At 65.5% G+C, this 13,633-nt stretch carries 11 protein-coding genes and 1 riboswitch; of the genes, 6 read left to right on the top strand and 5 right to left on the bottom strand.

What is annotated here, in order from left to right; all coding sequences use genetic code 11:
- Positions 1-20: 20 nt before the first annotated feature.
- A complete protein-coding gene (locus DOM67_RS17305; RefSeq protein WP_110678224.1) occupies positions 21-1,454 on the bottom strand; it encodes a sugar ABC transporter substrate-binding protein in 1,434 nt (477 codons plus the stop codon).
- 44 nt (positions 1,455-1,498) lie between these two features.
- Positions 1,499-2,545: an NAD(P)-dependent alcohol dehydrogenase gene (locus DOM67_RS17310; RefSeq protein WP_110678226.1), complete on the bottom strand. Its 1,047-nt coding sequence runs from the start codon at positions 2,543-2,545 to the stop codon at positions 1,499-1,501.
- Between the two features lie 424 nt (positions 2,546-2,969).
- Between DOM67_RS17310 and DOM67_RS17315 the strand changes: the two genes are divergently transcribed.
- From DOM67_RS17315 to DOM67_RS17335, 5 genes are all read left to right on the top strand, one after another.
- The gene (locus DOM67_RS17315) at positions 2,970-3,890 is read left to right on the top strand and encodes an AraC family transcriptional regulator (RefSeq protein WP_110678228.1); all 921 of its coding nucleotides are present in this window, start codon (positions 2,970-2,972) and stop codon (positions 3,888-3,890) included.
- Positions 3,891-4,091: 201 nt separating this feature from the next.
- A complete protein-coding gene (locus DOM67_RS17320; protein ID WP_110678229.1) occupies positions 4,092-4,778 on the top strand; it encodes a 2-dehydro-3-deoxy-6-phosphogalactonate aldolase in 687 nt (228 codons plus the stop codon).
- On the top strand, positions 4,775-5,695 hold the full coding sequence (locus tag DOM67_RS17325; RefSeq protein ID WP_110678231.1) for a 2-dehydro-3-deoxygalactonokinase: 921 nt from the start codon (positions 4,775-4,777) through the stop codon (positions 5,693-5,695). Before DOM67_RS17320 ends, DOM67_RS17325 begins: the two co-directional genes overlap by 4 nt.
- 169 nt (positions 5,696-5,864) lie before the next feature.
- Complete coding sequence (locus DOM67_RS17330) at positions 5,865-6,719, top strand: HAD-IIB family hydrolase (RefSeq protein WP_110678232.1); 855 nt, start codon at positions 5,865-5,867, stop codon at positions 6,717-6,719.
- 136 nt (positions 6,720-6,855) lie between these two features.
- A complete protein-coding gene (locus DOM67_RS17335; RefSeq protein ID WP_110678234.1) occupies positions 6,856-8,076 on the top strand; it encodes a glycosyl transferase in 1,221 nt (406 codons plus the stop codon).
- Positions 8,077-8,157: 81 nt separating this feature from the next.
- On the opposite strand, the gene DOM67_RS17340 is transcribed toward DOM67_RS17335, so the two are convergent.
- A complete protein-coding gene (locus tag DOM67_RS17340; RefSeq protein ID WP_110678236.1) occupies positions 8,158-9,630 on the bottom strand; it encodes a diguanylate cyclase in 1,473 nt (490 codons plus the stop codon).
- Positions 9,631-9,903: 273 nt separating this feature from the next.
- Here DOM67_RS17340 and DOM67_RS17345 point away from each other — a divergent pair, with 273 nt between their 5' ends.
- A complete protein-coding gene (locus DOM67_RS17345) occupies positions 9,904-11,058 on the top strand; it encodes a PQQ-binding-like beta-propeller repeat protein (protein WP_157958895.1) in 1,155 nt (384 codons plus the stop codon).
- Between the two features lie 20 nt (positions 11,059-11,078).
- On the opposite strand, the gene crcB is transcribed toward DOM67_RS17345, so the two are convergent.
- Entirely contained in the window at positions 11,079-11,456 is a 378-nt protein-coding gene (gene crcB, locus DOM67_RS17350) for a fluoride efflux transporter CrcB (protein WP_110678240.1), read from the bottom strand.
- A gap of 92 nt (positions 11,457-11,548) precedes the next feature.
- Positions 11,549-11,636: riboswitch (Fluoride riboswitch) on the bottom strand.
- A gap of 29 nt (positions 11,637-11,665) precedes the next feature.
- Complete coding sequence (locus DOM67_RS17355; protein ID WP_110678242.1) at positions 11,666-13,480, bottom strand: sugar phosphorylase; 1,815 nt, start codon at positions 13,478-13,480, stop codon at positions 11,666-11,668.
- Positions 13,481-13,633: the final 153 nt, after the last annotated feature.

A 13,633-nucleotide genomic window follows, 5' to 3' on the forward strand; every position in this document is an offset into this window, starting at 1 on the left:
GCGGTCACCAGCGCCATGCGTCACGCCCCCACGATGCGATCGATGCGTTGCTTGGCGCTCTGCATGGTTTCCTCGGGAGACATCTGCCCTGCGAGCATCTTGGAGAGCTCGGTGAAGATCACCGTGTCGACCTCGTTCCACTGGGGAATCTTGGGTCGCAGGCCGATGTGATCGTCTTGCCAGGCGATCAGCATGGTATCCGCGGTGAGCATGTTGGGCATGTCGGTGGGCGGTTTGCTGGCCGCCTTGACCTCGGGCATGTCGTAGACCGACTGACGTGTCGGCGTGCCGCCGCCGACCTTGCTCTTCAGCCCCATCAACTGGGTCTGCGGCGAGGTCGCCCAGACCAGGAACAGCCACGCTGCCTTCTGCTTCTCGGGCGAGGCGTTGGCGTTGATGCCGATCCCGGTGCCGCCCCACAGATTGGCACTGCGTGCGGGGCCCTTGGGCAGCGGGGCATAGCCGATATTGCCCTTGAGATCCGAGCTCTCCAACGAGCCGGCGAACTCGTGCCACTCCGGCATCATCGCGAACTCGCCGTTCTGGAAGGCGTTGGCAACGCCGGTCCAGTCCCAGCTGGTGCTGCCGGGGTGGGCGACCTTCAACAGCTTCTGGTAGAAGCGCGCTGCTTCGAGCGAGGCATCGCTGGTCAACTGGCAGGCGCCGGGCGAGTCGGTGCCGTAAAGGCCGATCTGCTGGCCGTTGGCGAAGTAGCTACCGCCGTAGGCGAACAGCACGTTGGAGAAGTCGCACATCAGCGAATCGTACTGCTGAGCCTGGTGACCGGTGCCGTACTTGACCTCGCTGGCGTTGCCGTCACTGAACCACGCGGCGATCTGATAGTACTGTTCCCAGGTGGTGTCGTCCGTGGGCATCGGGTCGAAGCCGAGATCCTGCTGCATCTGGTCGCGGTACTTCTCGAACAGATCGCGGCGGTAGATCCAGATCATCGTCGGGCAATCGTAGGGCAGGGCGTACAGGGACTCGTCGTTCTCGAAACGGCCGGCGGCGGTCAGCTGCGAGGGAATGAAGTCCTCGATGCCCTTGGGGACGACCGGTTGCTGGCCATCCTTGATGAACGTATTGAGATCCACCAGACCACGATGATAGGGCGCCAGCACCTGATAGGGGTCGGCATAGATCACATCGTAGGCGCTGCGTCCGGCGCCGAAGTCCAGCGCGACCTTCTGTACCAGCGCTCCCAGCTGCATCTCGGTGATGTTGACGGTGATTCCGGTGAGCGCCTTGAAGGCGTCCAGGTTGGCGGCGATCGCCGTCGTCGGCGGGGTGTTCTCGGAGATGAACTGGATGGTGGTGCCGCTGGCCTGTTTCCAGGCTTCATCGCTGGCCATCCCCTGGGCAAGGGCCGTGCGCAGCGCGCCGGCGCCCATCAGCGACAGGCCGGCGAGCCCGCCCATTCCCTTCAATATGTCGCGACGCTTGAACTGGGTCATTGTTGTTTGCCTCTGGTGGATTGCGTGCTGGTATTAGGTGTCATTCAGGTATCGAGCGTGATCTGCAGCTTGACGTCCTGGGGTCGAGCGCTGGCGGCGCGTTCGAAGGCTTCGATGCTCTGCTCGAAATCGAAGGTCTCGCTGATCAGCGGCTTGAGATCGACCTTGCCCGAGGCGATCAGGTCGATCGCCCGGTCATAGACATTGGCGTAGCGGAATACCGTCTCGATGCGCAGCTCCTTGGCCTGGGCCGAGACGATATCGAAGGTGACCGGCTCCACCGGCATGCCGACCAGCACGATCGTGCCGGCGGGTCGGGCACAGGCCAGCACGTCGTCATAGACCCGGGGGCTGCCACTGGCTTCGAACACCACGTCGGCGCCCCAGTCCTGGCCGCAGCGCTCGGCGACCGCGTCACGCAGCGACTCGCGTGAGACGTTGACGGGGGTAATGCCGGCGTAGCGCCCGGCGATCGCCAGCTTCTCCTCGACCAGATCGGAGACCAGTACCTCGCTGGCCCCGCCCGCCAGTGCCGCCAGCGCGACCATCAGGCCGATCGGCCCGGCGCCGGTGACGACGCAGACGTCCCCCGGCTGCATGCGCGCCTTGATCACTGCCTGCATGCCGATGGCGAACGGCTCGATCATCGCCCCTTCCGCGAAGGAGACCGCGTCGGGCAGGGCGAAGGTGAAGGCTGCCGGATGAATGACCTCCGGGGTCAGGCAGCCGTGCACCGGCGGGGTGGCCCAGAAGCGTACGCTGGGGTCGACGTTGTAGATGCCCAGCTTGGAGGCGCGCGAGGTGGGATCGGGAATGCCGGGTTCCATGCATACCCGTTCACCGACCTGAAGATGGTGGACGTTACTACCGACCGCGGTGACCACTCCGGATGCCTCATGGCCGAGCACCATGGGCGCATCCACCACGAACGGGCCGATACGGCCATGGGTATAGTAGTGGACGTCGCTGCCGCAGATGCCCACGGTATGTATCTGTACGCGTACGTCATCGGGGCCGAGCTGATCCGGCAGTTCGATCTCACGCAGCGACAGCTCGCGTTTTTTCTCCAGCACCAGGGCTCTGGCTTTCATGGCGCGCTTCTCAGGTCGTAGGGAAAACGGGCGAGAACCGACCTTCTATCGGCCCGGTTCGACTCGCCACCGGCTTGGCAGTGACGCTACGCGTTAGGCGGGAAAAGCGGCTAGGCTGTAATTTTCGAGGGGCTGATACTTTTTTGCAGGGCTTGCTGTGGTATCTTCTATTTTATTGTTTTTAAAGGATTTGAAGGGCTGATTCGGTGAGTGGGCGGTCGCTGTTGAACGGGCGATCGTGACCAAAGTATAAAAGTCTGCCGCTCCCATTCCTTTCAGGATAGGCAGGGGGCGACAGAGGCGCCGCTAGCGGCCCATGGGGCGGGCGCCTATCGCCAGTCGAGCGATATGACCGGCTGTCTGCTGTGGGTCATTCATCGATGGACGTCATGCACCGTATTGGCTGACCGAGGCACTGATACCGATGATCGCTGCGCCGCTCAATGATGCTCCGCTGGGTGCCCCTGTCTTCGAAAGCATCAGCCAGGATCCGAAATTCAGCTTCTATTGGCACTGCCACGACTTCCCCGCGCCGCTCGCACGCTGGAATTATCATCCTGAATACGAACTGCATCTCATCCGCTATTCGCAGGGGCACTGTTTCGTCGGCGACTATATCGGTCGCTTCGCGCCGGGCAATCTGGTGCTGGTCGGGCCCAATATTCCGCATGCCTGGTTCAGCGACCCCGATGAAGCCCGGCCGCTGATCGAAGGGCGCGACGTCGTGCTGCAGTTCAAGGGCGAGTGGCTTGAGCACATGATGGTGCTCTGTCCCGAGCTCAATTGCCTGTCGCCGCTGATCGAGGACTCGGCGCGGGGCGTGGAGTTCAGCGGTGAGGAAGCGGCCCGCTGCAGTGAATTGCTGATCAAGATGGGGGAGCAGGACAATGCCGGCAGGCTGCTCAGCATGCTGGCGATTCTGCGCAGCCTGTCGCAGAGCGATTATCGGACACTCTCCGGGCGTGGCTATGGCCCCGGGGCCAGCAGTGTCTCCTCGGCGCAGGTCGACGCCGTCCTGCGCTACATCCACGATCACTTCCACGAAGCGCTGCGCATGTCGACGCTGGCCGCCCAGCATGGCATGTCTCCCTCGGGCTTTTCGCGCTTCTTCAAGCAGGCGACGGGGGATACCTTCGTGGCCTTTCTACGGCGAATCCGCATCGGCCATGCCTGCCGACTCCTGCTCGAAGGCAGGCACTCCATCGCCGATATCTGCTTTCAGGTCGGCTACAACAACCTCTCCAATTTCAATCGACACTTTCGTGAACAGAAGGGGATGACCCCCAGCCAGTACCAGCATGAGGCCATGGGCTCGGTGTCGAAGCGCGCCAGACGAATCGCGTGATGGCGCCTGGCGCTGCCGTCTTCACTGGAGGTGGTCGGCTGGTGTCGGATCTTGGGGCGCGCGGACGTCGGGCATGGCCGACCAAAGTATGAAGGCGCCGCGGGGGGGATTGCTGAATCCTATGTACGACATACTAACTGGCATTGTCCTACACNNAGGACAATGCCGGCGTGATAACCGGGCGGCAACGAGGAGAGAGAGATGAAAGAGACACGCAAGTTCGCGCTCGAGACGGCGCTGCGCGAGCGCCCGCTGGTGGCGATCCTGCGCGGTATCACGCCGGAAGAGGTCGACGGCGTCTTCGATGCGCTGGTCGCGGCGGGTTTCAAGCTGATCGAGATTCCGCTCAATTCGCCCCGCGCCTGGGAGAGTATCGCGGCCATCAGCAAACGCTGTCCGGCGGATGTGGTGATCGGTGCCGGGACGGTACTGGACCCGGCGGATGCCGAGCGCCTCGCCGGCCTGGACGCGCCACTGCTGATTACCCCCAACAGCGATCCCGAGGTGATCCGTGCCGGGGTCGCTCATGGTCTGGCGCCGATGATCGGCTGCATGACGCCGACCGAGGCACTGGCCGCGGCCAAGGCGGGCGCGACGGCGCTCAAGCTGTTCCCGGCGGCGCGTCTGGGCACTGCCTACTTCAAGGATATCCGCGCCATTCTGCCCAAAGGGCTGCCGGTACTGGCGGTCGGTGGGATCGAGCAGAGCAACATGGCCGAGTGGCATGCCCATGGGGTGGCCGGGTTCGGCTTCGGCAGCAATCTCTACAAGCCCGGGCGCCGTGCCGCGGAGGTGGGCGAGATCGCGCGGGCGCTGGTCGCCGAGTGGCAGCGGCTGCGCGAGGTGGCGCATCAGGCCGAGCAGCTCGAGCGCGAGGCCGACGCATGAGCCAGCGGCTGATCGTCGTCGACTGGGGGACCAGCAACTTCCGCGCCTTTCTGGTCGACGCCGCCAGCGGTCGCACGCTCGATACGCGGCGTTCGAGCTCCGGCCTGCGTGCACTGGCGCGGGAGGAGTTTCCGCACTACTGCGCCGCACAGGTGAGTGACTGGCGCGCCGGCGAGGTGGGCGAGCCGGTGCCGATCTATCTCGCCGGCATGGTCGGTTCGCAGCGTGGTTGGTTCGAGGCACCGCAGCTGGAGCTGCCGGTGACTGCCGCCGATCTCGCCGACCGTGTGGTCGCGGCGCCTGGCCTCGACAACACCTGGATCGTGCCGGGGGTGAAGCAGGTCACGCCGACGCATGTCGACGTCATGCGGGGAGAGGAGGTGCAGGCGTTCGGCGCCCTGGCGCTGGCTGGTTTCGACAGCGCCGACTGCTGTCTGCCGGGCACCCACAGCAAGTGGGCGCGCCTCGAACAGGGGCGTCTGACCGACTTCACCACACTGATGACCGGCGAGCTCTACCATGCAGTGCGTTTCCATACTCTCCCAGGGGAACCTGCCCGCGACGACGCGGCGTTCGATGCTGCCGCGTTCGAGCTGGGTCTCTCCCGCGCCGGCCACGCCGGCGGTGTGCTGCACGCCCTGTTCGAAGGGCGCAGCCGGCATCTCTATGCCGGCCTGTCCGCAGCCCAGGTGGGCAGCTTTCTCTCCGGGGTGCTGATCGGCGAGGAGGTGCACGCCATGCGCGTGGCCCGGCCGGGTCTCGAGCGGGTCCTGCTGGTCGGCGCCGAGAGCCTGCGTCAGAGCTATACCCTGGCGCTGGCGCAGACGGGGCTGACGGTCGAGGCGATCGACAGTGACGCCGCCACCATCGCCGGTGTACTCGCCATTGCGGCGCGGCACGCGCGGTGCCGAGCCTGATTCGCACCATCGCGGTGCATTGTCCTGAGATGCGGGGCGCGAAAGTGCCCCATTCTGCGTCACCGCAGCCCGGATGGTGCCGTGCCGCTGGTGTTGGCACGATCCGTGCTACCTTCAAGCGGTAGGGTCACCGAGGTTGACCGATCGTGAACGCGGATAGGGGGATGCGATGAGTGACGCGACTGGCGGGCCGCAGCGGCCCCCCCTGCTGGTTTTCACCGATCTCGATGGATCGCTGCTCGATCATCACAGTTACGACTGGCAGCCCGCCGCGCCCTGGCTCGAACGCCTGGCGGCGGCCGGGGTGCCGGTGATTCCCACCACCAGCAAGACCCGCGCAGAGCTGCTGGCACTGCGCCGGGAGCTGGCACTCGAACATACCCCCTTCATCGCCGAGAACGGCGCCGTCATCGGCCTGCCGCCGGCCTGGCAACATGCACGCCTGGATCGCGATCCGGCCTCGCCGGAGGGGCTGGTGGTGAAGACCCCGAGCCTGGATGTCGATTTCATCCGCCGGCGCCTGGACGTGGTGCGCGAGCGCCTGGGGCTGCGGTTCCGGCGCATGGGCGAGATGACGCTCGAGGAGGTGCGCGAACTGACCGCGCTCAGCGCCGAAGGCGCACGCCAGGCGATGGCGCGCGAAGGCAGTGAGCCGCTGGTGTGGGAAGACGATGACACCCAACTGCAACGGCTGCGTGAGACGCTCCACAGCGACGGTCTGCAGCTCACCCGCGGCGGTCGCTTCTGGCATGTGATGGGGGCGGTCGACAAGGGGCATGCGGTGCGCTGGCTGTTGGCGCGCTTCGAGGCGCTGCGTGGCCACCGCCCGCCGACACTGGGGCTCGGCGACGGGCCCAACGATCTGACGCTGCTCGCCGCCACCGACATGGCGGTGATCATCAGTGCGGATCACGGCCAGCCAATGTCGCTGACCCATGCGCGGCTCTATCGCACCCAGGCGCCGGGCCCGCAGGGTTGGGCCGAAGGGCTCGCCCACTGGTGGGAGCGGCAGGCGCCAGCGTGAACTGCCGAGAACGCTCGGTTGCCCCTGCGCGTAGGCCGACACCGGTTCGGCGTGCTCCGAGATTGGCTTCTCAAGCGTCTCCGGCGACCGGTTCGACGGGTCTATTTCAGCGCTTTCATAATAACGAGGACGTGGCATGAGCGATTTCTACCAGAACGGTATCATCACCAACTTCCACAACCTCACCCGACGTTCGGTAGAGGCGCTGGAGAACGACCTCAAGGGCTTCTCGCGCCAGCGCCCGATGGGGTTGATCCTGCCGTCGCTCTACTCGGAGCTGGAGGGGCCGGCGCTGTCGCATATCGTCGATGAGCTGTGTCAGGTTCCCTATCTCAGCGAGATCGTGATCGGGCTCGACCGCGCCGATCGCGAGCAGTTTCTCAAGGCGCGGGAGTTCTTTGCCCGCCTGCCGCAGCATCACCGCATCCTGTGGAACGACGGCCCGCGACTGCGGGCGCTGCACCAGGAGCTGGCGGCGGAGGGGTTGGCACCGCTGGAGCCGGGCAAGGGCTGCAACGTCTGGTACTGCTCGGGCTATGTGCGCGCCTCCGGCAAGGCGGAGGCGGTGGCGCTGCACGACTGCGATATCGTCACCTACGATCGCGGGCTGCTGGCGCGGCTGATCTATCCGGTGGCCAATCCGCGCTTTCACTACGAATTCTGCAAGGGCTACTACTCGCGGATTGCTGCCGGCAAACTGAACGGCCGGGTCTCGCGGCTGATGGTCACGCCGTTGATCCGTGCCTTCAAGATGATCTACGGCCCGCTGCCCTATCTCGACTACCTCGACAGCTACCGTTACCCGCTCTCCGGTGAGTTCTCGATGCGTGCCGACGTGCTCGACGGGATCCGCATCCCCAGCGACTGGGGCCTGGAGATCGGGGTGCTGTCGGAGGTGCATCGCAACTTCTCGACCAAGCGGCTGTGTCAGGTGGATATCGCCGACGCCTATGACCACAAGCATCAGCCGATCTCCGAGGCGGACCCGAGCGGCGGGCTCAACCGCATGAGCATGGACATCGCCAAGGCGATGTACCGCAAGCTGGCGACCCTGGGCGTGGAGATGAGCGTCGAGAGCTTCCGTACCGTCAAGGCCACCTATTACCGCACCGCGCTGGATCTGATCGAGGCCTATGATCATGACGCAGCGATGAACGGGCTCAAGCTCGACCGCCACAGCGAGGAGGCGGCGGTGGAGCTGTTCGCCGACAACATCATGCAGGCCGGCGCGGCGTTTTTCGAATCCCCCCGCGACAAGCCGTTCATTCCCAGCTGGAACCGGGTCCAGGCGGCGATCCCCGACCTCCAGGACCGGCTCTTCGAAGCCGTCGAGCGTGACAATGCCGGCGACGTGTGAATACCACGACGTCTGAGAGCGGCGGGAGTGGACGCTGGCGGGGGATGCGCGATCCGTCGTGCATGGCAGGCCGCGGCAGGCTCAACCGTTGGCGGCGGTCGGCGGGATGTCGGCTTGACGATGTCGACTGCGCTTGGCCTGCAGCAGCGCCAGGTCGGCACGGCGAAAGGCCAGGGTGAGGGTGTCGTCCGCCCTCAGCTCGGCGATACCGATGGTCGCCGAGAGCGGGTGCTGGGTGCCCGGCACCCGAAGGCCTGCTATGTGATGTTTCAACCTGGCACTCGTCTCGCGCGCGGTGTCGAGATCGCTGTTCACCAGCAGCAGAAACTCGTCGCCGCCGAAGCGCCCGAACAGTTGGTGCGGTGCCAACCTGCCCATCACGGCATGGCATAACAGCATCAGGGTCTGATCGCCGACGTCGTGGCCGTGGTCGTCGTTGATCCGCTTGAAGTGATCCATGTCCAGCACCAGCAGCGCCAGTGGCCGGCCGCTACGCCGGGCTTCGGCATGCATCTGCTCTGCCTTGTCGAAGAAGGCGCGCCGGGTGAAGACGCCGGTGAGTGGATCGCGCGCTGCCAATTCGCTGAGCTGGCGGTTGCGCGCCGCCAGCGCCGGGACGGCAAAGCCGAAATAGCCGCTGGTGGCGATCACGCAGATCGCGAACTGATAGGTCATCGACTGCTCGACCAGACTCAGCTCGGCCACCCACAGTGCGGTCGTCAGAGCGAACAAGGCCAGGCTCAGTGCGCTGCGAAAGGCGCTCTCGGTATACACGATCCACATCAGCGGGATGATCAGAAAGAACACCGCGAAGGCGACGTCGGGGTCGTGCGTCTTGGCATCGACGAGGGTCACGCCGCTGAGCAGGAGCAGGCACAGCAGCAGCTTGCCGATGAAGGTCGCACTCGGACGACGGGGCAACTGGAAATCGAGCCCACCGAGCCAGGCCGAGATGGCGACGTAGCGCCAGCTCAGTACTGCCAGGAACAGCGGTGCGAGAACGATGACGCCCGCCATGTCGCCGATCCACCAGGGAAGCCAGATCGAATCCAGTTCGGTCCAGTCCAGCAGGCCTGTCATCTCCAGCGAGAGGATGCCGGTGAGGGTGGCGGCCAGCGCCGAGAGACAGGCGGTCACGAGAAACAGCGGCACCAGAGTCGGGGTGGTGATCTCGGCCTGCCGATGGAGCGCGCTTCTGAGTGCCCAGGCGCCGAGGCCATAGGCGCTGCAGTGAGCGAGACCGAAGGCCAGGCCTGCCGTCAGCAGCTCTTGCGTGCTCTGGTGCATGACGTAGAGCTGGTCGACCCAGAAGGTGGCCAGCAGACAACTGACTAGCAGGCTGGGTAGCGCACGCCAGCCAAGTACGATCAAGGCGGCGAAGCTCAGGCCGGCCGGCGGAAACCAGAGGCTGGCATGCGGGGCATACTCCATCAGCGCCGAGAGCCGCCACAGTGCAAGCCACGCCAGCACCAGCAGGAGGTGGCGGAGCCCCTGGCGGACGATGCGGGAAACGAGTCGCCAGCATCTTGGCGTTGCGTTCGACAGTAACCGCATGCGTCACCTTACCTTGGCGCTCTGCCGATTCGTGGCGGCTGGACCGTTACACTATATCCATTGTGTTAATGAAAGTTAAATAAGGTAAAGCCATAAGGCCGATAGTCAGGGCGCTCAAGGGTTCTGTCACGATCTCCCCAGAGCGCTGGCGACGTCGCTCGGTTACGCGTAGGGTGGAGTCGAGCACCGGCGCAAAGCCACAGAGACCGGTGACAATAACGCCAACAATGACCCTACGCAGGGCCACGTCCTATCCCCGAGAGGAGATTCGCCGTGCCTGATGCATCTTTCGACCCGCACGCGCTGACACCTGCGCAAGAGGTCTCGCCAGAGGTCGCGTCACCCACGCCCACCGGCCGTCGCGGCGTACCGTCGCCAGATAGGGGAGCGATGTGCTCTCCGGCAGCGAGTGTGCTCGATGTCGGACACACCGCGCCGTTCGCGCTGGCAGCACCCGATGACCGCATCAGCGTCTATGCGTCCTGGGCCGAGATTCCTTGGCATGGCGCGCGGGCGCCGTGCTCGCCGCGCTTCGACACCTCGGCGCCGGGATATCTGCAGCGGCGCGAATCTGTCTCCGGTGCGCTACTCTGGCAGCTCGATGTTCCCGACTGGGCGCGTGCGCGTATCATTACCACGCCGGCCGTGGGCGTGGCTGCTTATACCGACCGACCTCTCCCTGCGTCTTCTTCCCACTGCGGGGAGATGACGCCTGCCAGTGGTCTGCTCGCCTTCGATCTGCATAGCGGTGCGCCGCTGTGGCATCAGCGCTATGCCGGCGGTGGTCTGCCGTTTCCGCTGCTGCACGCCGGCGAGGTCTATGTCGGTGGCGGCGATCGCGCCATCCACGCCCTGTCGCTGCACGATGGCCACCAGACCGGATGCATCGGCATGGGGGCGCCGGTGGATCTGGCCACGGCGCTGCTCGACGATCAAGGGCGGCTGTTCCTGAGTGACACCGAACCGGCCCGGCTCTTGCGTATCGACCCCTTGACGCGCGCGGTGCTGTGGATGGCCGAGCTGCCCGAGGCCGTCGCCGCCAGCCCTGGGGCGCCTCCGGCGGTGGAGGCGGAGCGCGTGGCGATGACCCTGGCGGTGCGTGATATCGGTGCGACGCGGGTCACGCTGTGCCTGTTCGGCTTCGATGCGGCGAGCGGCGAGCGCGTCTGGGAGGTGACGCTGGGCGAGCGTGACGCGACCCATCCTCCCGCGCTGGCGGCGCCGCTGGCGGACAGCGAACGCTTTTACGTCATCAGCGCGCGTGGCGAGCTGGTAGTGATCGATGCGCTGGAGGGCCGCGAACGCCAGCGCCTGGCGCTGGGTGACCCTGCACTGGCGGCAGCCAGCCTCGAGCGTATCGGCGATCACCTGGTGATCACGGCGCCGGGCGGCAACGTTCAGGTGGTGCCGCTGGCACTGCTTGCGTGAGGGCCTTGGATGAGTCGGACTCAATGGCGTAGCCAGCCATAGCAGGCGATGCCCAGCAGGGTCATCGCGAAGGAGCCGAGCACGTGCACCAGGGTGCCGGTGATGGCCCACAGCCAGCGTCCGCCTTGAATGGCGGTGACCATCTCGGCGGAGAAGGTAGAGAAGGTGGTCAGTGCGCCGAGCAGGCCGGTGACTGCAAACAGTTTCCACTCGACGCTGAGCGACGAGTCCTGAAAGAAGCTCAGGGCCATGCCGATCAGCCACGCTCCCAGCAGGTTGGCGATCAGCGTGCCCGGGGGAATGTGCAGGAAGTAGCCATTGTAGTGCGCGCCCAGCCACCAGCGCAGATTGGCGCCAATGGCGGCGCCCAGACTGATGGCGGCGATCGAAATCCACATGTGTTGCGCTCCTCGTCGATCTCGGCAGACGAAAAGTATCCTGCGGGCGGTAGGCGCGGGAGCGTGAAGCCTGCGCAGGACACACCTCGGGTGCGTTGGCAGGCATCATCAGCGGACTGCGGTTCGCGGCCGGGGCGGCGGAGCCCATGCCGCGGGAGGAATGCCATCTCCCGGGGGCTACTCTAGCCAGCCGTGACAGCCGCGGCAAGTCACGGCTGGACCAGCCACAGGCTGCGGTAGGGTCGCAGGATCTCGCGCTCTTCGGGGTGCGGATTCCAGCGCTTGCCATCCTTCAGCACGTCGTACCACTCGCCGCTCGCCAGCGCCTCGATCTCCAGCGGCTGACGCTTGTCGCTGATGTTGTAGATCGCCAGCAGCCGGCGGCCGCTGGCAAGCGGGCCGCGCTCGATGGCAAACAGTCCCGGCCCGGTGTCGAGCACGCGCTGCGGCGCCTCGGGGTGGAAGCAGGGCTCGCTGGCGCGGATATTGAGCCGGCGCTTGAGCGAGGTGAAGGCTTCGCGGGTGGGCGTGCTGCGGCTGTCGATCAGCTCGTCGAGCTCCTCCTTGACCCAGTGATGGCGGTTGATCGAGCGCAGCCGACCGCTGCGCTCGACCCCTTCGTGGTCGTTGAGCGTCGCGGTCAGGGAGTGCAGATAGACCCCTGGGATGCCCTGCAGCGCGAGCATCAGGTTCTGGCTGCACAGAAAGCGCTCGACCTGCCACGCATCGGGACCGCGGCGGGTGCCCTTCATGGCGTCGAAGTAAGTGATGTTGATCTCGTAGGGCGAGTCGCTGCCATCGGCGTTGGTCTTCATGCTGACGTAGCCGCCGAAGCGGTGCATCAGTTCGAGCAGAAGCGAGACCTCATGGGGCGGCAGCAGCCCCTCCAGCGCGCGCACCCCGATGCCGTCGTGGCTGGCGGTGAAGTTGAAGTAGGTGCAGCCGGCGGGCAGCGGCGGCAGCGAGCGTGCCCAGTCCGCCAGCGCGCTGGCATCGCCGCTGGTCAGGGTATGCAGCAGCAGCGGCGGCAGCGTGAACTGATAGATCATGTGGGCTTCGTCGGGCGTCGCCGTGTCGCTGGCGGGAACGTCGTCGCTCTCGGCGGCCGATGCGCCAGCCGGCGTGCTCTCCAGGCCGAAGTAGCTCATGTTCTCGGCGTGGGGCACGTTGGTTTCGGTGATCAGCAGCGTGCCCGGTGCCACGTAATCGAGGATCGCCCGCAGCAGGCGGACGATGGCGTGGGTCTGCGGCAGATGGATACAGCGGGTGCCGACCTCTTTCCACAGATAGGCGATGGCATCGAGGCGGATGATCCGCGCCCCTTGCTGGACATAGAACAGCAGGATGCCGACGAACTCGAGCAGTACGTCCGGGTTGGCGAAGTTGAGGTCGATCTGGTCCTCGGAGAAGGTCGCCCACAGGTGGCGCGTGCCGCGTCGGGTCGAGACCGGCACCAGCAGCGGCGAACTGCGCGGGCGCGTGACCTGGGAGAGATCGGTCTGCGGGTCCATCTCGATGAAGTAGTCGCGCCCGGGCTGGGTACCCGCCAGATAGTCGGTGAACCACAGCGAGTCGCGTGAGACATGGTTGATCACCAGGTCCACCATCAGATCGCTGCGTGAGGACAGGCGGCGGATGTCCTGCCACTCGCCCAGTTTGGGGTCGACCTCGCGGTAGTGGATCACCGCGAACCCATCATCGCTGCTCCAGGGGAAGAAGGGCAGGATGTGCAGGCCGCTGAAAACGCCGTTGAGACGGGTGGCGAGAAAGTCGTCGAGCACTTCCAGCGGCGGACGCTCACCGTCGATCAGGCTGTCACCGTAAGTGATCAGGATCTGGTCGCGTTCGCTCCAGGTTGGACGCGGCTGGTGGTCGAGTGCACCGTCGTGGTGCGCCAGCAGGGTGGTCAGGCGCCGCAGGACCTCGTCCCGACGCGGTCCGTAGACCTCCTCGAGCCTGGCGCCGGCGCGGGCGAGAAAGGCGTCTTCGGACAGGGCAGGGTAGTTGGCGGCGCGACTGGGCATGGGCGGTTCCTGACGTGACGGCGAAACGGGTCCTTGACGTTATCCTTGCAGAACTCGGGCCAACAGGGAAAGAAACATGAAAATCACCGTGTTTCCGGTATCTTGTGCAAACCGTTACACTGCGCGGATAAGCCGATGACGGATGCCAGCCGC

This window comes from Salinicola sp. RZ23, from assembly GCF_003206675.1.
Lineage (GTDB): Bacteria > Pseudomonadota > Gammaproteobacteria > Pseudomonadales > Halomonadaceae > Salinicola > Salinicola endophyticus.

Excerpts from the sequence above, each read along its gene's own strand:
- crcB (WP_110678240.1), bottom strand. The coding sequence starts at position 11,456 with ATGTGGATTTCGATCGCCGCCATCAGTCTGGGCGCCGCCATTGGCGCC.
- DOM67_RS17335 (WP_110678234.1), top strand. The coding sequence starts at position 6,856 with ATGAGCGATTTCTACCAGAACGGTATCATCACCAACTTCCACAACCTC.
- DOM67_RS17325 (WP_110678231.1), top strand. The coding sequence starts at position 4,775 with ATGAGCCAGCGGCTGATCGTCGTCGACTGGGGGACCAGCAACTTCCGC.
- DOM67_RS17310 (WP_110678226.1), bottom strand. The coding sequence starts at position 2,545 with ATGAAAGCCAGAGCCCTGGTGCTGGAGAAAAAACGCGAGCTGTCGCTG.
- DOM67_RS17320 (WP_110678229.1), top strand. The coding sequence starts at position 4,092 with ATGAAAGAGACACGCAAGTTCGCGCTCGAGACGGCGCTGCGCGAGCGC.
- DOM67_RS17330 (WP_110678232.1), top strand. The coding sequence starts at position 5,865 with ATGAGTGACGCGACTGGCGGGCCGCAGCGGCCCCCCCTGCTGGTTTTC.
- DOM67_RS17305 (WP_110678224.1), bottom strand. The coding sequence starts at position 1,454 with ATGACCCAGTTCAAGCGTCGCGACATATTGAAGGGAATGGGCGGGCTC.
- DOM67_RS17355 (WP_110678242.1), bottom strand. The coding sequence starts at position 13,480 with ATGCCCAGTCGCGCCGCCAACTACCCTGCCCTGTCCGAAGACGCCTTT.
- DOM67_RS17315 (WP_110678228.1), top strand. The coding sequence starts at position 2,970 with ATGATCGCTGCGCCGCTCAATGATGCTCCGCTGGGTGCCCCTGTCTTC.
- DOM67_RS17340 (WP_110678236.1), bottom strand. The coding sequence starts at position 9,630 with ATGCGGTTACTGTCGAACGCAACGCCAAGATGCTGGCGACTCGTTTCC.